Here is a 20,465-nt window from a genome sequence, read left to right on the forward strand (position 1 = left end):
ATTGCTCTGACTACAAATTGTGAATTAATATAACGCTCGCAACACCGCTTCGGAAATACACTTCGCTTTCCGAGGGCGGCTGGTGAGCCTCCTCGTGCTACGCACTGTGGGGTCTCACCGATGCCTATTCTCCCGCAGGACATGGAACGCTACGTCAGCGACACATCGCACGCAGAAAAAGTGCTTTTCTTTTTCAAGGAGTCTTCGTGTATTTCCTACGCTAGTGAAGTAGTAACACTTTTCTTTAAACAAGAAATCACCATCAGCGGAGGCAGAATACGAAGACTCCTGTGGGAACAGCACGTGTCCGAAGACCCCGGAAGAAGTGGTTTTCTTCTGAGGAGGCTGAGGCCGTGCCCACGGAAAGCGAAGTATTCTGACGGAGCGGTTTTGTAGCACACTATTGAATTAGACTGTGAAAGTAAATCTACGCAAAAGTTATGTCGCAGTTTATATAAAATGACCAACAAACTATGCGAAAAGAGCTATTGGAAATATGATACTTTCCTATCCTGTTAAGGCTATTGCCATAAAGGCTAGGCAATAAGCAAGTTTTCTAACATTGAAAAATAACGAATTTAAGTATAAGATTAATAATGAATTTGTTGTAAAGTTGTTGAAAAAATATAGAATAAGAATTCGGAGGCCAGGAGAATGTATTGGTATTACATAATCGCAGTAATAATTATTGGAATTGATCAATTTACAAAATGGCTTGTCGTAAAAAACATGGAGTTATATGAACAAATTACGATTATAGATAACTTTTTTAATTTAACATCTCATCGGAATAGTGGAGCTGCATGGGGTATTTTAGAAGGAAAAATGGTATTCTTTTATATTATTACGGTCATTGTAATAATAGGTGTACTATACTACATGCATAAATTCGCAAAAGAAAATAAACTCTTTGCCATTGCCTTAAGCTTTATTTTAGGGGGAGCAATTGGAAATTTTATTGATCGACTTATGCATCAAGAAGTTGTGGACTTTTTTGATTTCATCATTTTCGGATATGATTTCCCTATATTTAATATCGCAGATTCCTCATTAGTTGTTGGGGTTGGTCTTGTGATTATTGCTACTATTTTAGATGAGAAGAAGAAAGGAAAAGCTTAAATGACTTTAGAGCACGTAGTTACAGAATCAGAAGCTAAAACGAGAATAGATAAATTAATGGCAATGATTAATCCAGATAAATCTAGATCACAAGTACAATCGTGGATTAACGAGGATATGGTTACAATTAATGATCAAGTGGTAAAAGCTAATTATAAATGTCAGGTTGGAGATGTTGTACGCTGGTCTATTCCCGAGGTAAAACCGTTGGAAATCGATGCAGAAAATATTCCATTGGATATTGTTTATGAAGATAGTGATTTGTTAGTCGTGAATAAAGCAAAGGGCATGGTCGTTCACCCATCTGCAGGCCACCAGAGTGGTACACTAGTTAATGCTTTACTATACCATTGTAATGATTTATCTGGAATTAATGGAATAGAACGCCCAGGAATTGTACATCGAATTGATAAAGATACAAGTGGTCTAGTAGTTGTTGCCAAAAACGATTCAGCCCATGCCAGCTTAGCAGAACAATTAGCTTCAAAAGATATTGAGAGAAAGTATGAAGCGATTGTTCATGGTGTCATTGATCATGACACTGGAATGATTGACGCACCAATTGGGAGAGATCCAAAAGACAGGCAAAAGATGGGTGTAGTAGAAACTGGTAAAAATGCAGTCACTCACTTTCAAGTAGTAAATAGGTATAAAGATTTCACACATATCGAATGTCAGCTTGAAACTGGGAGAACTCATCAAATTCGCGTACATATGAGGTATATTGGCTTTCCACTTGTTGGAGATCCAAAATATGGTCCACGTAAAACAATGAATACAAATGGTCAAGTTTTACATGCAAAAGTCCTTGGTTTTACACATCCTACTTCAGGAAAATGGTTGCAATTTGAGGCTGATCTACCGCAGTACTTTAGAGAAGTCCTTTCAGAAATTGAAAAAATCTATTGACAGCCATCTCGAAGTCTGAAATAATAAGTGAAATGAATAATGATCCTTTAAGATAGTCCCGTGAGGCTGAAAAGGAAAGCGGAGTAAGTACTTACTTGAGATAAGTATATCCAAAACCCTTTTTTCCTCATGGAATAAAGGGTTTTTCTATAGAGGTGAAGGAATGAAGAAAAAAACGGAAGTACTTGATCATAATGCCATGAACCGAGCACTTACAAGAATAGCTCATGAAATACTTGAAAAAAATAAAGGCGGATCAGACATAGTCATTGTTGGAATTAAAACAAGAGGTGTTCCACTTGCGAAGAGATTACAAGAAAAGATTAGATCGATTGAGAGCCTAGAGGTGCCAATAGGCGAGCTAGATATTACATTATATCGAGATGATTTGCAAAAAACAGTAGAAACAAATGAACCTGAATTAAAAGATACAAAAATCGATGTAGATGTAACTAATAAAAAGGTAATTTTAATAGATGATGTGCTTTATACAGGTAGAACGGTTAGAGCTGCGATGGATGCTGTAATGGATATTGGTAGACCTTCACAAATTCAGCTAGGCGTTCTTGTGGATCGTGGACACAGGGAATTACCAATACGCGCAGATTATGTAGGAAAAAACATTCCTACATCAGATAAGGAAATTATTGTTGTTCAACTTGATGAAATAGACGATATGGATCAAGTTTCCATTTATGAAAAGTAAATAAGGACCTTTAACGTAAATCCAGAGAGGTTTACAAGGTCGTTGAGAAAAACGTGTCTATAATTAGCTACACGTGTACCTCTTTGCGACCAAAAACGCAAAGAGGTTTTTTTATGAGATAAAACTGGGGGGATCACATGAGACATTTTATTTCTTTAAATCAGTTGACGAATGATGAAGTCTATACGTGTTTAGAAACTGCGGAGGCATATCGTAATAGGACAAAACGATGTAATCAGAATCATTTTGTGGCAAATTTGTTTTTTGAACCTAGTACACGAACGAAGATGAGTTTTACCGTTGCTGAAAAAAGATTAGGAATGAATGTACTGGATTTTCAGTCAGCAACCTCCAGTATGACGAAGGGTGAAACACTCTATGATACAGCGAAAACGTTTGAAGCAATTGGAGCAGATTTACTTGTCATACGCCATCAATCTGATGATTGGTTTAAAGAGCTTAAAGAAAAAATAACAATTCCTATCATTAATGCAGGTGCTGGTAAAGCGGAACATCCTACACAGTGTATGTTGGATTTGTTAACGATCTATCAAGAATATGGAACAATTGAAAATTTAAAGGTCGTTATTGTTGGTGATATCAAGCATAGCAGAGTGGCCAAATCAAATGCGGAAGCATTAAAAAGACTTGGTGCAGAAGTATTCTTCAGTGCTGCTCCAACTTTTAAGGATGATAGTTTAGAGTTTCCGTATCTTTCAATGGATGAGGCAGTAGAAATTTGTGATGTCTTAATGTTGCTTCGAATACAGCATGAAAGGCATGAGAACCAAACAGAAACAACGAATTATCTAGAAGAATATGGACTAACGAAACAACGGGAAAAGAGAATGAAAAAAGAGTCCATTATTCTTCATCCTGCACCAGTTAACCGAGGGGTCGAAATTGATTCCGGATTAGTCGAATGTAAGCGATCAAGAATTTTTAAACAAATGGAAAATGGAGTTTATGTAAGAATGGCTATTATCACGCAACTATTACAAGGATGGGGGAAGTCAAATGAGTATGCTCTTGAAAAGTGTTAAACGATTATTACCAAATGAGGAAATGGAAACGTGTGATGTATGGATTGATCAAGGTAAGGTAAAACGGATCGGAAAGAATCTTTCTTTTGATGCGGATCAAGTTGTGGATGGAAAAAATAATTTATTATTACCTGGTTTTATTGATGTGCATATTCACTTGAGAGAACCTGGTGGAGAGTATAAGGAGACGATTTTAACTGGTACTCAAGCTGCTGCACGTGGAGGATTTACTACAGTTTGTGCAATGCCAAATACGAATCCGGTTCCAGACTCTCCCTTAAATGTAAAGATGCTCTTAGATAAAATTAAAGAAGATGCGGTAATTCGCGTTTTACCGTATGCATCGATTACAAAGCAACTAGGTGGAAAAGAACTCACATCGATTCAAGAAATAGCGCAAATGGATGATGTCTTCGCTTTCACGGATGATGGAGTTGGTATACAGACAGCGGACTTCATGCTACGTGCAATGCAAGAAGCGGCGGCCTGTGGAAAACCAATTGTTGCCCATTGTGAAGATAATTCCATCGTCTATGGGGGAGTTGTTCATGATGGCGCAGTTAGTGAAAGATTGCAGCTACCTGGTATCCCTTCCTTAAGTGAATCTGTTCAGATTGCTAGAGATGTGCTACTAGCCGAAGCAACAGGATGTCATTATCATGTTTGTCATGTAAGTACGAAAGAATCCGTGCGGGTGATTCGCGATGCTAAAAAAGCTGGAATTAATGTAACGGCTGAAGTAACCCCACACCATTTACTCTTAAATGAGGAATCTATTTTGGAAGATAATGCAAATTATAAAATGAATCCACCTCTTCGTAGTCGTGAGGATCAAAAGGCATTGTTAGATGGATTACTTGATGGAACGATAGACTTTATCGCAACGGACCATGCGCCACATACTGAAGCTGAAAAAGCAAGCGGATTTCTTGACGCCCCTTTTGGCATAGTTGGGCTTGAAACCGCATTTTCCTTACTTTATTCCACTCTAGTAAAACAAAAGAAGATTACATTAAATCAACTAGTAGATTGGTTGACTGTTAAACCTGCGAGTGTATTTAATCTTCCATACGGGAGGTTTGCAGAAGGCGAGGTCGCAGATTTAACGTTAGTGAACATAACTAGAAATTCAAAGATAGATAAACATACATTTTATTCTAAAGGAAAAAATACACCATTCCATCATTGGGAGGTTACTGGTGTACCTGTATTAACGATTGCTGAAGGAAAAATTGTCTATGAGGAGTGTCAACATGATTAAACGTCAATTAGTTTTAGAAGATGGAACAGTTTTTAGCGGTTATGGATTTGGCAGTGATCAAGATATTAGTGGAGAAGTAGTTTTTAACACAAGCATGACAGGCTACCAAGAAATTATCTCAGACCCATCCTACTGTGGACAAATTGTCACTCTGACCTATCCATTAATAGGGAATTATGGAATTAATCGAGATGATTTTGAAACTGTCGCTCCTTTTATCAATGGATTAATCGTTAGGGAAGTTAGTGATCATCCATCAAATTTTAGAAGCGATGAAAATCTTGATACCTTTCTCAAAGCACATAACATCCCGGGACTTGCAGGAATTGATACACGAAAATTAACAAGGATTATCCGAAGCTATGGGACGATGAAAGGGTATATCACCAATACGGAAGTATCTGTAGACGGTATTGTAGAGAGCTTGAAAAGCATTCCGCTTAGAAACGACCAAGTGCAACAAACTTCTACGCTAAAACCATATATTGTACCGGGAAGAGGCATACGTATTGTTTTAGTAGATTTTGGTATGAAACATGGGATTTTAAGAGAATTAACGAAACGTAATTGTCATATAACTGTTGTTCCATATAATTATGGCGCAGAAAATATTCTTCGTCTAAAACCTGATGGGATAATGTTAACAAATGGACCTGGAGATCCAAAGGATGTTCCTGAGGCCATTCAAATGATTAAGGGAGTTGTACCATATATACCAATTTTCGGGATTTGCTTAGGCCACCAATTATTAGCATTAGCCTGTGGTGCAGAGACAGAGAAACTAAAGTTTGGTCACCGAGGTGGCAATCATCCAGTAAAAGATTTAGAGACTGGTAAAACGTATGTAACATCACAAAACCACGGGTATGCGGTAGTAGCGGAATCCTTAGATAATACTGGTCTAACATTAACCCAAATTGCTCTGAATGATCGTACCGTAGAAGGAATTCGACATACTGCATATCCAGCTTTTTCTGTACAATATCATCCAGAAAGTTCTCCTGGACCAGAAGATACAAATTACTTATTCGATGAATTTTTAAACATGGTAAAACAAAATCAAAAAAGAAGCGAGGAGATAGTATATGCCTAAACGTACAGACATCCAGAAAATACTAGTAATTGGATCAGGACCAATTGTTATCGGCCAAGCAGCAGAATTTGATTATTCAGGTACGCAAGCATGTCAAGCGCTTCGTGAAGAAGGTTATACCGTTATTTTAGCAAATTCAAATCCGGCAACGATTATGACCGATCATACAGTTGCCGATAAAGTATATATGGAGCCATTGACGGTGGAATTTTTAACCAAAATTATACGTAAGGAACAGCCAGATGCTCTACTTCCAACACTAGGCGGGCAAACAGGGTTAAATTTAGCTGTTGCATTAGAGGAAACTGGAATATTACGTGAGTACCATGTGGAATTATTAGGAACATCATTAGAGGCAATTCAAAAAGCAGAAGATCGAGAGAAATTTCGTACATTAATGCATGAAATAAGGGAACCAGTTCCTGAGAGTCAAATCGTTAATACGGTAGATGGTGCGCTTGCATTTGCTAAACAAATTGGCTACCCATTAATTGTCCGGCCAGCCTATACACTTGGTGGTACAGGTGGTGGTATGTGCTATAACGAAACAGATTTACGAGAAATCACACGAAATGGGTTAGCACTATCCCCTGTTAACCAATGCTTAATCGAACGAAATATTGCTGGATTTAAAGAGATTGAATACGAAGTAATGCGAGACGGTAATGATCAAGCAATTGTTGTTTGTAATATGGAAAATGTAGATCCAGTAGGTATTCATACGGGTGATTCGATTGTCGTTGCACCTTCACAAACGTTAAGTGATCGTGAGTACCAATTATTAAGAAATGCCTCATTGAAAATAATTCGTGAATTAAAAATAGAAGGTGGATGCAATGTACAACTAGCATTGGATCCGAACAGCTTCAAATATTATATTATTGAAGTAAACCCTCGTGTGAGCAGGTCCTCTGCTTTGGCATCAAAGGCAACTGGCTATCCAATTGCTAAAATGGCAGCTAAAATTGCAGTCGGTTTAACTTTAGATGAAATTAAAAACCCGATAACTGGTACAACATACGCGCTTTTTGAACCAGCATTGGACTATGTTGTTACTAAAATTCCTCGCTTTCCATTTGATAAGTTTGTAACTGGAGATCGGACGCTAGGAACACAAATGAAAGCTACAGGAGAAATAATGTCGATCGGACGTGCTTTTGAAGAGTCATTATTAAAAGGGATACGTTCATTAGATGTAGAAACAGAAGATATTTGGTTAAAGTCCTTAATGGATGTAGACAATGATAAATTAACGCTACGTCTGAAGAAAGCTGATGATGAAAGGATATTTGTTTTGGCTGAATTGTTAAGAAGGGGGATCACAATCGATGAAATTTTTGAGGTAACGAAAATCGACCGCTTCTTTTTAATGAAAATCCAGAACATTATTCAATTAGAAAATCAAATGCTTGAAAACAAATTTTCCATTGACCTATTAACTGCGGCTAAGGAGAAGGGATTTTCGGATACTCAAGTTGCGAGACTGTGGAATGTGCATGAGGATGACATATATACATTACGCAATCAAGAACATATTTCACCTGTGTATAAAATGGTAGATACATGTGCTGCTGAATTTGAATCCCAAACGCCTTACTTTTATAGCACGTATGAAGAAGAAAATGAATCACTTCCTTCTAGTCGTAAAAAAGTACTTGTACTAGGTTCTGGTCCAATTCGAATTGGGCAAGGAATAGAATTTGATTATGCTACTGTACACTCCGTTCTAGCAATTAAAGAAATGGGATATGAAGCGATAATAATGAATAATAATCCGGAGACTGTTTCAACAGACTTTAGCATTTCTGACAAACTTTATTTTGAACCATTAACATTAGAAGACGTCATGCATGTCATTGAGCTTGAGCAACCTGAAGGAGTAATTGTTCAATTTGGAGGACAGACAGCCATTAATTTAGCTGCAGGATTAGAACGTCGCGGAGTAACTATTTTGGGTACAAACTTAGAAGCAATTGACCGGGCGGAGGATCGAGATAAATTTGAACTATTACTTGATGAACTTGATCTTTTACGACCAAAAGGTCATGCTGTGAGGAAGCTTGAAAATGCGAAGGAAGTAGCCAACTCAATAGGATATCCTGTTTTAGTTCGTCCGTCTTACGTAATCGGTGGAAGTAGAATGGAAATCGTTTATAGTGATGAGGAATTACAAGCATATTTGATAAAAACTACGAATTTAAATAACGAACATCCGATATTAATAGATAAATATATTACCGGCATTGAAGTGGAAGTTGATGCAATCAGTGACGGAGAAACAACTATAATCCCTGGGATCATGGAACATATTGAGCGATCAGGTGTACATTCTGGAGACTCCATTGCAGTCTATCCTCCACAACGTATTTCAGAATCTGTTAAACAGAAATGTATGGATGCTTCTTTAAAAATAGCAAGGGGTTTACATGTGAAAGGGTTAATAAATATTCAATTCATCATTTGTGATGAAGATGTTTATGTCCTTGAGGTGAATCCAAGAGCAAGTAGAACAATTCCATTTCTCAGTAAAATTACAGGAGTAACGATGGCAAATATTGCTACAAAATGTATTCTTGGCGATAAGTTATCCGATATGGGTTATCATTCTGGCATCTTGCCAGAAGATCACCAAGTTTCTGTAAAAGTACCGGTATTTTCATTCGAGAAATTACGAAGTGTAGACACGATATTAGGTCCAGAAATGAAATCTACAGGAGAAGCAATTGGATATGATAAGACATTAGAAAAGGCTTTATATAAAGGGTTAGTTGCTTCAGGTTTGTCCGTTCCAAATGAAGGGGCAGTATTATTAACGGTAGCTGATAAAGACAAACAGGAAATGCTTGAAATTGCAGAACGTTTTCATCAATTAGGGTTTCAGTTATTTGCAACACAAGGTACTGCGCAACAAGTGAGAAACTTAGGTATACCTGTTACACAGGTTGCTAAAATTGGAGCTGCAGAACCAAATGTACTATCGATTATTGAAAAAGGTCAGGTGCAATTTGTGATCAATACGTTAACATCTGGAAAGCAACCACGTTCTGATGGATTTATGATTCGTCGTCTATCGGTTGAGCATGGTATAGCCTGCTTAACGAATTTAGATACAGCAAATGCTATTTTAAATGTTATTGATTCGACAACATTTAGTGCAAAACCGATGACAAATAAAGAGGTAGTTCATCCATGATTAAAAAAGAAAAAGTAGTGATAAGAGCTTCTGAAAGCATTGCTCTAGATACAATTGAAATGGTACTGGAAAATGTTTATATAAGTGAAACTGCTATTCCGGGACAGTTTTTGCATATTTATGTTGATAGACACACATTAAGAAGACCCATATCAATTGCAGATGTAAATCGAGAAACTAAGACGATTACGGTGTTGTTTAAAAAGTTAGGATCAGGGACAAATCGACTAGCAGATTATCATCCGGGTATGATGCTAGATGTACTTGGTCCTAGTGGGAACGGTTTTAGGATCAATAGAGAGGATTCCACTGTACTGCTTATTGGTGGTGGGATAGGGGTTCCACCATTATATAATCTTGGTAAAACATTGGCGGAACAAGGAAAAAATATAATTTCCGTACTCGGATTTCAATCAAAAGAACATGTTTTTTATGAACAAGAGTTTCAACGGTTAGGGGAAACCATCATCGTTACCAATGATGGTTCGTATGGGGAAACGGGATTTGTTACAGATGTCATCGATTCTTTACGAGAGTATGATTGTTATTATTCATGTGGTCCAATTCCAATGCTCCAGGCTGTAACGAATCGATTACAAACAAAAAAAGGATACATTTCATTAGAGGAAAGAATGGGATGTGGTGTAGGTGCATGTTTTGCTTGCGTTATTCCGACTGTGGGGGAAGACGGGTATCGTAAAATTTGTAAGGATGGACCTGTATTTTCAGCTGAGGAGGTAAAATTATGAGTCAATTATCCGTTGAATTACCGGGATTACAATTAAAAAATCCGATCATGCCAGCGTCTGGTTGCTTTGGGTTTGGTCGTGAATATAGTCAGTTTTATGATTTAAGTAAGCTTGGTGCTGTTATCATGAAAGCTGCTACTGGTACGGAACGGTATGGAAATAACACCCCCCGTGTAGCAGAAACATCGTCTGGTATGTTAAATGCAATTGGCTTACAAAATCCCGGTGTTGACAAAATAATTGCCAATGAAGTTCCTTTTTTAGCAAAATACGATACGCAGATTATCGCTAATGTAGCTGGGAGTACATTAGAGGAATATGAGAATGTAGCTGCTGCTTTCAATGAAAGTAAGCATGTTCATGCTTTAGAGCTGAATATCTCCTGTCCCAATGTTAAAGAGGGAGGAATTCAGTTTGGAACAGATCCTAGTATGGCTGCTCGTGTTACAGAAGTTGTGAAACGGGCTAGTAATCTACCAGTCTATGTCAAACTGTCACCAAATGTCTCTAATATTGTAGCCATGGCTAAGGCTGTCGAGTCTGCAGGTGCTGATGGATTATCTATGATTAATACGATAACTGGTATGCAAATACATCTTTCGAGTAAAAAGCCACTACTTGCAAATAAAACAGGGGGATTGTCTGGACCGGCAATTAAACCTGTTGCAATACGTATGATTTACGAAGTTTCACAACAAGTCACAATTCCGATTATCGGAATGGGTGGCGTAACAAATGCGGAGGATGTTTTAGAATTTTTACTAGCAGGTGCAAGTGCAGTCGCAGTTGGTACAGCTAACTTCCAAAATCCGTTCGTGTGCGTTGAAATCATCGATGAGTTACCTAAAGTACTCCAAAGGTATGGGTTTTCGTCTGTGAAAGATGTAATAGGAAAGGGGGTATCGGTATGAGTTCATCCATTTATTTAGCACTTGATTTTCCAAATTGGAGTGAAACAGATCAATTTATTAAAACGAATCAGTTACAAGGGGTACCTGTTAAAGTTGGAATGGAGTTATTTTACAGAGAAGGTCCAAAAGTTATTGAAAGATTAAAAGAAAATAACCATGCTATTTTCTTAGACTTGAAACTACATGATATTCCAACAACGGTTATGAGAGCGATGAAAAATATTGCTGCTCTTGAGGTAGATATGGTCAATGTACATGCCCTAGGCGGAAGTGAGATGATTCAACGTGCGAAGGAAGGGTTGCAATCAGGTTCTATTTCTAGTAGTCATCAGACGAAGCTGATTGCCGTCACCGTTTTAACGTCGATGGATCAGAAAACAATGAATGAGGAATTATATATTTTAGGTGATTTACAGGAGAAAGCTGCCTATTTCTCTACATTTGCAGCTGATCATGGAGCGGATGGTGTGGTTTGTTCTGTTCATGAAGCGAAACATATTAAAGAGGTTTGTGCAGATTCTTTTATTACAGTCACTCCTGGAATACGACTTAACGATTCCCATAGCAATGATCAAAAGCGGATCGCAACTCCTAGCTTTGCAAGAGAGAATGGAGCGGACTATTTAGTTATAGGTCGGAGTGTAACACAAGCTGAAAATCCATATAATGCTTATCAACAAGCAGTCAAAGAGTGGGAGGGAACCCTATGAAATTAAGTGAAGAGTTAGTAAGGGATTTATTGGAAATAAAGGCGGTACAAATTAATCCAGACAATTATTTTACTTGGACTTCTGGAATTAAATCACCAATTTATTGCGATAATCGATTGACGATGAGCTACCCAGGTATTCGACGTAAAATAACCAATTCATTTATGGAACAAATAGAAGCACTGAATGTAAAACCTGACATTATCGCTGGTTGTGCTACAGCGGGAATTCCACATGCTGCCTGGCTAGCGGATCGGTTGAACTTACCAATGGTTTACGTTCGTTCCAAGCCAAAAGGGCACGGAAAAGGAAACCAAATAGAAGGAGAGCTAACAAAAGGCAAAAAAGTTCTCGTAATAGAGGACCTCATTTCCACTGGTGGATCTGCTCTTGAAGCAGTGAAAGTTTTGCAACAAGAAGGAGCAGAGGTAATGGCTGTGTTCGCTATTTTTACATATGGATTGGAAAAATCGATAGTGAATTTTTCTAATGCAAATGTTCCTTTTCAGACGATTGCAAGCTTTGATACGTTAATAGATAGATTAGTTGAGGATGGCAAGATGGAACATAATGTAAAAGTGGAATTATTATCTTGGCGTAATAATTTATAGTAACGTAGTAAAGAGGCTGAAGCCTTTGCCTCGGTGAGCGACTGTCTGAAACGGAAATCAACACGGTCTCATCATAAGATTAACCATTTTACTACAAAAAATAAGTGTCTGCCCATAAGTGGTAAAACACGACTTATGGGACAGGCTCGTTTAAACTTTTTCACATAATACCATCCACTCATCAATGGAAATAGAATGAAGTCCTTTATTATCATTAACCACTTTGAAATAGGTGTGAATTTGTTCTGTGGCGCTCAGAATATAGTTTGTTACAGCTTTTTTTTCGTATTGTGAATCTATCATTCGATTGATCCATTCCTCAAAAGGTAATGTTTTTTTCTTTAATTCATGATGTGAAATTCCTAGTTGATTCTCATGCAATAATTGTTTCCATTCAGAAACTTTTAAAGAGCGAATATGGCTATAGTCACGCATTTTTTCTAGTTTATTAAGAAAGGTGTCATAGGCATTATCTTCTGGTGATACATTATCAATCAATAAGAACTTCCCTCCAGGTTTTAATACACGTTCTGTTTCTCGAATGAATTTTTCTGGATTAGGAAAGTGGTGTGCTGCAATTCGACAGGTAACGACGTCAAACGTATGATCAAGAAACGGCAAATTTTCTGCGTCCGCAATGACATAATGAATATTTTGATAACCTTTCAAATGAGTGGAAGCAGTGTTCAACATCTCCTTGGTTATATCTGTAGCATAAACAGTGTTAACATGTTCGGATAGACATTTCGCTACATGACCTCCACCAGTTGCGATATCAAGTATGATCATGTCAGCTGTTGGTTCTATCCAATCTACTAACTGTAATAAGTCTTTTCCTTTTGAATGGGTACTACTAGTAACATACGCCTCGCTATTCTTAGAAAAAGCCTGTTTAACATCATCCTTCTCTTTCATCACCAATCACTTCTCTCTTATAGATTTATTATTACCTTTAGGTTATAATGATTAAGGCAATAAGTAAAATATCAGTTTCAAATCAAGTTCAATAATAAATTCTTATCAAATGGGGAAGATTTATGAAAATAGAAGATTATGAGTTACTGTTAAAATTAAAGGAAATTGGTACGATTCGCGGTACGGCAAAAGCAGTCCTAATTTCTCAGCCTGCTGTTACCCAGCGATTAAAATACATTGAGGAATATTTTGGAGTTAAAATTTTCATTCGAACATCAAAAAGTCTCGTCTTAACACCTAGTGGAGAAATTATTTTGGAGCATGCTAGCAGGGTGATTGAGCAAGAGCAACTTCTGAAGAATCGGCTAGCAGAATCAAGTGAGGAAGTTAAAGGAACATTATCTATTGCATGCTCGTCGCTAATAAGTCAACGTTTCTTACCGGCAATTTTAGGGGAATTCACTCAGGCATTTCCTAAAGTAACAATTGATCTTGTTACTGGGATAAGTGAAGATATAAAAAGCCATTATAAAGACTATCATGTATGTATTATTCGGGGAAAAAAATTAAAAGAAAGTTCTTGTTTTCGGCTGTTTGAAGACCCATTGTACATTTTTGATACAGAGCCGTTTCCTGAACAATCGGTCAAGGAAAGACCACTCATTTCGTTTAAAAGTGATGATAGTATGCATGAATTAGTGGATAACTGGTTGTATCACCACCAACATGAAATTAAACCATTAAAAACGATTCGAGTAGACCAAATCGAAACATGTAAGCAATTTATGAAGCAAGGAATAGGAATGGCTGTATTACCAGAAAGTGTATCTGACTCTATGAAGAATGAATATCCTCATATTCCATTAACATTAGATGAAATACCTGTAACTAGAGATACTTGGGTCTGCTATCAGGAAGGAATTCGTAAATTACCACAAGTCGATGCATTTATTAGTGTATTGACGAAAAAAACCTTCTTATAACGGCGCGATATATTATAACACCTGCACATTTTTTTAGATGTTGTAGGTGTTTTTTTGATTATAAATAACAGTATATTTTGGTAATTTTGTGTTACTATGAAAAAAATACTAATGAAGTAGAAGGGAGGGATAGATTGTTTATATCCGATCAAATTTACGGAGAATACAAGATTGATAAAGTTTTAGAGGAATTAGTCTTAAGTCAACCAGTTCAGAGGTTAAAAGGAGTACATCAAGGTGGTGCAAGCTATTTAGTTAATGAGAATTGGAATGTTACCAGATTCGATCACTCCATTGGTGTTATGCTATTAATTAGAAGGCTTGGTGGATCTTTAGAGGAACAAATTGCGGGGTTACTACATGATGTATCCCACACAGCATTTTCTCATGTAATTGATTATGTACTTGAAAATAAAGATGAGGACTACCATGACAAAATATTCGGTTCAGTCATCCGCCAGTCAGAGATTCCAGCAATTCTTGCCAAATATCACTATGATTATAAAGACATTTTACTCGATATCTCCAAGTGGACACTACTTGAACAACAGGCACCCGAACTATGTGCGGATAGAGTTGACTATACACTACGAGATATGTATTCGTATGGACATATTTCACATGGTGAAATTCAGGAGTTTTTAAGTAATTTAATAATAGTGGAGGATAGGATGTACCTTCAAAGCATCGACATAGCGGAATGGTTCGTCGACATCTATTACAAAGAAGTGATTGACTTCTTTATGGATCCGTTGAATATTTACGGATATGATATTTTAGCCAAGACACTAAAACTGTCATTAGATAAAAATATTCTTACAATCAACGACTTTAATGGTATAGATGAAGAAGTAATTTTCAAGTTGAAATCTACAACAGATGTTGAGGTTAAGGATCAACTCAATCAACTTCATCAGAACGTTCGAGTAACCGAGGACAAAGTAAATTATGATATACATCGTAAAAATAAGGTCCGATTAATAGATCCATCTGTTTTATGTAATAATGAGTTAATCAAAGCATCAATATTGTCTGATAAAGTAAGAGATATGAGTGTGACAGCCTATGAAAAAGCAAAACAAGGAAGATATGTGAAAATAATATCCAACTAATTAAATATATAAAGATATAACATGAGTTAGAGTAGACTTAGCAACTGCCTTCGGACAAATCCGAAGCGGTTTTCAGAGCGCATATATTATGTTGGAGTTAATATGAAAATAGCAACAAACGATGCAAGAAGAACCAAAATTTACGATAATTATTTGTCGATGGTCGTACGATATCTAAATTAGAAATGATTACAAAAGGTTATTACTAATTTAATTAAAAGGGGAAACTACCATATGATTGAACGAATTGACACAGTCTGCTTAAAGGTTAGTAATGTTGAAGAATCACGTACATGGTATCAGAAAACATTGGGATTTGAAGAAGCATTCAAAGGAGAAGGTTATTGCATATTAAATATTGGTAATAGCGGAGTTCCATTAACTATCGAGGAAGGGAGAACAAGTTCTCATCAAGAGGGAACCTATCCTATATTTTTCACTAAAGATATTGAACAAATATATGAAAAGCTTAAAGAACAAGGTGTAAATGTAAGTGAAATTCAAAAAGATGGGGTCAACATGTTTTTTGATTTCTATGATATGGATAATAATAAATTGCAAGTTTGTTTCTGGGAATAGCTGTATTTTACATCATTATTATATAAAATACGAAAAGCACTTATGTTAATTAACTATACATAAGTGCTTCATATTTTTTCATCTAGATATCTTTATTTTTTTAATCCATTCACAACTGCTTTATCGGGTGTTACAAATACTGTTTTTTGATTCTCATAGGTAACAAATCCTGGTTTTGCCCCATTTGGTTTTTTAACATGGCGAATCTTAGTATAATCTACTGGTACGGAAGAAGAGCTGCCTGATTTACTGAAATACGCAGCCAATAATGCTGCTTCCATAATGGTATCCTCACTCGGTTCTTTATCTCTAATAACAACATGAGATCCAGGTATGTCTTTGGTATGAAGCCAAATATCATCTCTATGCGCGATTCTCATTGTTACATATTCATTTTGTTTATTGTTTTTACCTACTAAAATCAAAGTGCCGTCAGTTGAAATGTATTCCTCTGGAGTTGGTTTAGCAGGTTTATTTTTTTTCTTATTTTGCTTCGTCTGTTTTTTTAAGTACCCTTCTTCTCGAAGTTCTTCGCGAATTTCTTCAATATCTTCAACGCCAGCTACATCAATTTGTTGTAGTAATTGATCAAAATATTGGATTTCGTTATTCGTTTTAATAATTTCTTGTTCAACTACTTGTTTGGAGGTTTTTAGTTTTTGATAGGTTTTGAAATAAGCTTGTGCATTTTCACTAGGTGTTTTATTAGGATTTAACTCAATGTCAATCTCCCTTTGATCTGGGTCGTAATAGTCTACAACTGAGATCTTTTTGTCACCTTGTTTGACTAAATGCATATGTGCTGTTAATAGCTCTCCTTTTCTTTGAAAGGCTTCCGCATCTTCCGCTTTCTGCAATGTTTTTTGATGTTTTTTTAATTTGCGTTTATTTTTATCTTGTTCATTTTTAATGAAACGATAAAGGTCTTTTGCTTGTTGCTTTACACGATCTCTTTCTGCTTTTCCGGAATAAAAATGGTCAAGCATTTCATTCGTAGAAGCAAATTCATTTACATCACCTATACTCGTTGTTATTGGGAGAACATGAAAGTCTTCTTTTTGATGTATATAAATTGCTGGATAATAATCCTTGTTCTTTAATTGATTTTGGAAATCCACAAAAATTTGTTTATAAACTTCGGTTGATCCTAGTTGTGCATTCTTAATGAGTTCTTCAGCAATAAAAGGAGATACGCCGACTAGTAAACTCACAATTTGTCTATCAAGTTTTCCGGCATTGAAATCCAGTTTTCGAATAAATGTATCTTCATCGATTTCTAACGGATTTAGCTTATTTTGCTGTGGTGGTACTATATATTCTGCCCCTGGTAATATTGTACGATAACGATTTTGGGCCATTGAGACATGCTTTAAACTGTCAATTATTTTACCTTTTTCTTCATCGATTAACATGACATTACTATGTTTTCCCATTAATTCAATAACCAGTTTTTTGTTTGTAATATCACCTATTTCATTTCTCGTTTTGATAGTAAATGTAACAATTCGTTCCATCCCTTTTTGTTCTACGGACTCAATTGTTGATCCAGATAAATGTTTACGTAACACCATGCAGAACATCGGTGGTTCTGTAGGGTTTTTGTACACGTCATCGGTTAGATGTAATCGTGCATATGTAGGGTGTATGGATAGTAATAAAGTATGATTTTTTCCTTGACTTCGAATTGTTAAAACGAGTTCTGTATCTGTCGGCTGATATATTTTATTTATTTTTCCAGGTATTATTTTTTGTTGTAATTCTTCTGTTAAAGCTTTTGTAACAATTCCATCGAATGGCATGTGATTTCACCTCACATTCAATTATAGCATTTTTTCGGACAAGACTGCATAGATATCCATTAAGAGAAGTAAGGACAAGTCTAATGTTTTGTATACATGTGGAGGAATGTAATGTGAAAAAATGGTATCAGTTAGATGTCGAAAGGATTGAGCAAAAGTTAACCGTTACAACAAATAAAGGATTATCTTCCAAACAAGTAGAACAACGACGTAAACAATACGGAGAAAATGCACTAGTAGCAGAGAAGAATATTTCTAAATGGTTGATTTTTCTTAAGCAATTTCAAGATTTTATGGTTATTGTACTTCTAGCAGCCACATTAATTGCAGGAATGTTAGGAGAGTATATTGATGCGATCGCAATCATGGTAATTGTTTTAGTAAATGGATTTATCGGATATTTTCAAGAACAAAAAGCAGAGAAATCATTAGAAAAACTTAAAGAATTATCGGCACCAATGGCAAATGTGTTACGAGAACAAAGGTGGGAAAAAATCTCTTCACGTGAAGTTGTTGTTGGTGATGTCGTCAAAATTAAAAGTGGTGACCGAATTCCTGCAGATATTCGTATCGTAAAAGCGAATAATTTAGAGACAGAGGAGTCAGCTTTAACTGGTGAGTCATTGCCTGTTATGAAACATGCTACCGCTATTTCTAGAGATGATTTAGATGCTCAGGATCAAGTGAATATGGGCTTCATGGGAACACTTGTAACACGTGGAACAGGTGTGGGAATTGTTGTTGGAACTGGGATGAATACAGTAATGGGTCAGATAGCATCTTTAATGGCAAATACGAAAAAAGTTCCAACACCTTTAGAACGAAAGCTTGCAGAACTTGGAAAGATTCTAATTGTTGTTGCATTATTATTAACGGTATTAGTTGTGGGACTAGGAGTTTTGCAAGGACATCCCGTCTATAACATGTTCCTAGCTGGTGTATCATTAGCTGTTGCTGCAATTCCTGAAGGATTACCCGCAATTGTGACAGTTGCATTATCCTTGGGTGTACAACGGATGATCCGTAAAAAGGCAATTGTTCGAAAACTATCTGCTGTAGAAACGTTAGGCTGTGCATCTGTAATTTGCTCAGATAAAACCGGAACTATGACCGAGAATCAGATGACTGTAAAAGAAATATATGTAAATGACCAAAACCTCCATGTCACTGGTGATGGATATAATATAAGTGGGGACTACTTATTAAATGGAGAGACAGTAGACAGAAATTTTTCTAATTTAGAAACAATGCTTTTGTATGGAATGTTGTGTAATAATGCTTCTTTACAAGTGAAAAAAGGTAAATACTATGTAGACGGTGATCCAACTGATGGTGCATTAGTCATTGCTGCAAGAAAAATTGGTTTAACACCTATGAGTAGCGAAGACTATAAAATTATAAAAGAAATTCCATTTGATTCCGATCGTAAACGGATGAGTGTAATTGTTGAAGATAATAATCAACGGCGTTTCTTAATCACAAAAGGTGCTCCAGATGTTCTATTACCTCGTTCCACGTATTTACTCGATAAAGATGGAAGAAGAATATTAAAGCCTAAAGATAAGGATAAAATTGAGGATGCAATTGATCGAATGGCGGAAAAAGCGCTGCGTACGATAGCCATTGGGATGAGACCATTGTCGAAGGAAGAATCCTTAGATACAGTATTTTTAGAGAAAGAGCTAACTTTTATTGGCTTATATGGAATGATTGATCCTCCCCGAAAAGAAGTTAAATTAGCAATAGAAGAATGTAGACAAGCTGGAATTAAAACGGTCATGATTACCGGTGATCATGTAAAAACAGCTCGAGCTATTGCTATGAAATTAAATTTATTTCCGGAAGATGGACTTGTTTTAGAAGGGCATCAATTAAATCAAATGTCTGTTGAAGAATTAGAAAACATTATCGAAGATGTATATGTTTTTGCAAGAGTAACACCGGAACATAAATTGAAAATTGTTAAGGCTTTTCAACAGAGGGGGCATATTGTTGCAATGACTGGGGATGGAGTAAATGATGCTCCTGCCATAAAAGCCAGTGACATTGGAATCAGTATGGGGATAAGCGGAACAGATGTAACAAAAGAAGCATCTTCCTTAGTATTAATGGATGATAATTTCGCTACGATTAAAGCAGCGATTAAAGAAGGAAGAAATATCTATGAAAATATACGTAAATTTATTCGATATCTGCTAGCATCGAATGTCGGAGAAATTTTAGTCATGTTATTTGCGATGTTACTAGCAATGCCACTGCCATTAGTTCCGGTGCAAATATTATGGGTGAATTTAGTTACGGATGGACTCCCAGCCATGGCATTGGGATTGGATAAACCAGAAGATGACGTCATGAAAAAAGAGCCAAGAAGTCCAAAAGAGGGTATTTTCGCTAGAGGATTAGGGTGGAAGATAATTAGTAGAGGATTTCTAATAGGAATCGTAACATTAATTGCTTTTATGCTCGCTTATCAAAACAACCCAGATAATTTAATTTATGGTCAGACAGTTGCATTTACAACACTTGTGATGGCTCAATTAATTCATGTATTTGATTGCCGTAGTGAAACATCCGTCTTTGACAGAAATCCATTCGAAAATATGTATCTAATTCTTGCAGTTGTATCATCCTTATTATTATTGTTAGTTGTAATTTATTGGAAACCCCTGCAGCCAATTTTCCATACAACAGCTTTAAGCTTACGTGACTGGATGTTAATTATCGGCTTGAGTTCTTTACCTACTGTTTTATTTGGATTTACAAAAAAATAAT

At 36.4% G+C, this 20,465-nt stretch carries 17 protein-coding genes; 15 read left to right on the forward strand and 2 right to left on the reverse strand.

The window, feature by feature from the left end; genetic code table 11:
- Positions 1-654: 654 nt before the first annotated feature.
- From lspA to pyrE, 11 genes are all read left to right on the forward strand, one after another.
- Positions 655-1,119, forward strand: coding sequence for a signal peptidase II (lspA, locus tag ACFSTA_RS05660; protein ID WP_377555605.1), 465 nt, complete (start codon positions 655-657; stop codon positions 1,117-1,119).
- A complete protein-coding gene (locus ACFSTA_RS05665; protein ID WP_377555606.1) occupies positions 1,120-2,028 on the forward strand; it encodes an RluA family pseudouridine synthase in 909 nt (302 codons plus the stop codon).
- 163 nt (positions 2,029-2,191) lie between these two features.
- Positions 2,192-2,734 carry a bifunctional pyr operon transcriptional regulator/uracil phosphoribosyltransferase PyrR gene (pyrR, locus tag ACFSTA_RS05670; protein ID WP_377555607.1) on the forward strand — a complete coding sequence of 181 codons (543 nt, stop codon included), beginning with the start codon at positions 2,192-2,194 and terminating at the stop codon, positions 2,732-2,734.
- Positions 2,735-2,871: 137 nt separating this feature from the next.
- A complete protein-coding gene (locus ACFSTA_RS05675; protein WP_377555608.1) occupies positions 2,872-3,777 on the forward strand; it encodes an aspartate carbamoyltransferase catalytic subunit in 906 nt (301 codons plus the stop codon).
- A complete protein-coding gene (locus ACFSTA_RS05680) occupies positions 3,752-5,038 on the forward strand; it encodes a dihydroorotase (RefSeq protein WP_377555609.1) in 1,287 nt (428 codons plus the stop codon). Before ACFSTA_RS05675 ends, ACFSTA_RS05680 begins: the two co-directional genes overlap by 26 nt.
- Complete coding sequence (locus tag ACFSTA_RS05685; protein WP_377555610.1) at positions 5,031-6,131, forward strand: carbamoyl phosphate synthase small subunit; 1,101 nt, start codon at positions 5,031-5,033, stop codon at positions 6,129-6,131. The genes ACFSTA_RS05680 and ACFSTA_RS05685 overlap by 8 nt, the downstream gene beginning before the upstream one ends.
- On the forward strand, positions 6,124-9,324 hold the full coding sequence (gene carB, locus ACFSTA_RS05690; RefSeq protein WP_377555611.1) for a carbamoyl-phosphate synthase large subunit: 3,201 nt from the start codon (positions 6,124-6,126) through the stop codon (positions 9,322-9,324). The genes ACFSTA_RS05685 and carB overlap by 8 nt, the downstream gene beginning before the upstream one ends.
- Entirely contained in the window at positions 9,321-10,073 is a 753-nt protein-coding gene (locus ACFSTA_RS05695) for a dihydroorotate dehydrogenase electron transfer subunit (protein WP_377555612.1), read from the forward strand. Before carB ends, ACFSTA_RS05695 begins: the two co-directional genes overlap by 4 nt.
- The gene (locus ACFSTA_RS05700; RefSeq protein ID WP_377555613.1) at positions 10,070-10,984 is read left to right on the forward strand and encodes a dihydroorotate dehydrogenase; all 915 of its coding nucleotides are present in this window, start codon (positions 10,070-10,072) and stop codon (positions 10,982-10,984) included. The genes ACFSTA_RS05695 and ACFSTA_RS05700 overlap by 4 nt, the downstream gene beginning before the upstream one ends.
- The gene (pyrF, locus tag ACFSTA_RS05705; RefSeq protein WP_377555614.1) at positions 10,981-11,694 is read left to right on the forward strand and encodes an orotidine-5'-phosphate decarboxylase; all 714 of its coding nucleotides are present in this window, start codon (positions 10,981-10,983) and stop codon (positions 11,692-11,694) included. Before ACFSTA_RS05700 ends, pyrF begins: the two co-directional genes overlap by 4 nt.
- Positions 11,691-12,305, forward strand: a complete 615-nt coding sequence (gene pyrE / locus ACFSTA_RS05710) for an orotate phosphoribosyltransferase (RefSeq protein ID WP_377555615.1) — start codon at positions 11,691-11,693, stop codon at positions 12,303-12,305. Before pyrF ends, pyrE begins: the two co-directional genes overlap by 4 nt.
- 150 nt (positions 12,306-12,455) lie before the next feature.
- Here the strand turns inward: pyrE and ACFSTA_RS05715 are convergent, their stop codons facing one another.
- Positions 12,456-13,220, reverse strand: coding sequence for a class I SAM-dependent methyltransferase (locus tag ACFSTA_RS05715; RefSeq protein WP_377555616.1), 765 nt, complete (start codon positions 13,218-13,220; stop codon positions 12,456-12,458).
- A gap of 122 nt (positions 13,221-13,342) precedes the next feature.
- Here ACFSTA_RS05715 and ACFSTA_RS05720 point away from each other — a divergent pair, with 122 nt between their 5' ends.
- The 3 genes from ACFSTA_RS05720 (at position 13,343) to ACFSTA_RS05730 (ending at position 15,894) form a co-directional block, all read left to right on the forward strand.
- Complete coding sequence (locus tag ACFSTA_RS05720; RefSeq protein ID WP_377555617.1) at positions 13,343-14,203, forward strand: LysR family transcriptional regulator; 861 nt, start codon at positions 13,343-13,345, stop codon at positions 14,201-14,203.
- 134 nt (positions 14,204-14,337) lie between these two features.
- A complete protein-coding gene (locus ACFSTA_RS05725; RefSeq protein ID WP_377555618.1) occupies positions 14,338-15,315 on the forward strand; it encodes an HD domain-containing protein in 978 nt (325 codons plus the stop codon).
- Between the two features lie 234 nt (positions 15,316-15,549).
- Positions 15,550-15,894 (forward strand): VOC family protein, encoded by a 345-nt coding sequence (locus tag ACFSTA_RS05730; RefSeq protein ID WP_377555619.1) that lies wholly within the window; start codon positions 15,550-15,552, stop codon positions 15,892-15,894.
- Between the two features lie 92 nt (positions 15,895-15,986).
- Here the strand turns inward: ACFSTA_RS05730 and ACFSTA_RS05735 are convergent, their stop codons facing one another.
- On the reverse strand, positions 15,987-17,693 hold the full coding sequence (locus ACFSTA_RS05735; protein WP_377555620.1) for an Rqc2 family fibronectin-binding protein: 1,707 nt from the start codon (positions 17,691-17,693) through the stop codon (positions 15,987-15,989).
- Positions 17,694-17,776: 83 nt separating this feature from the next.
- Between ACFSTA_RS05735 and ACFSTA_RS05740 the strand changes: the two genes are divergently transcribed.
- On the forward strand, positions 17,777-20,464 hold the full coding sequence (locus ACFSTA_RS05740; protein ID WP_377555621.1) for a calcium-translocating P-type ATPase, SERCA-type: 2,688 nt from the start codon (positions 17,777-17,779) through the stop codon (positions 20,462-20,464).
- The last annotated feature ends 1 nt before the right edge of the window (position 20,465 follow it).

Origin of the sequence: Ornithinibacillus salinisoli (genome assembly GCF_042684965.1) — a bacterium.
GTDB classification, from domain to species: domain Bacteria; phylum Bacillota; class Bacilli; order Bacillales; family Amphibacillaceae; genus Ornithinibacillus; species Ornithinibacillus salinisoli.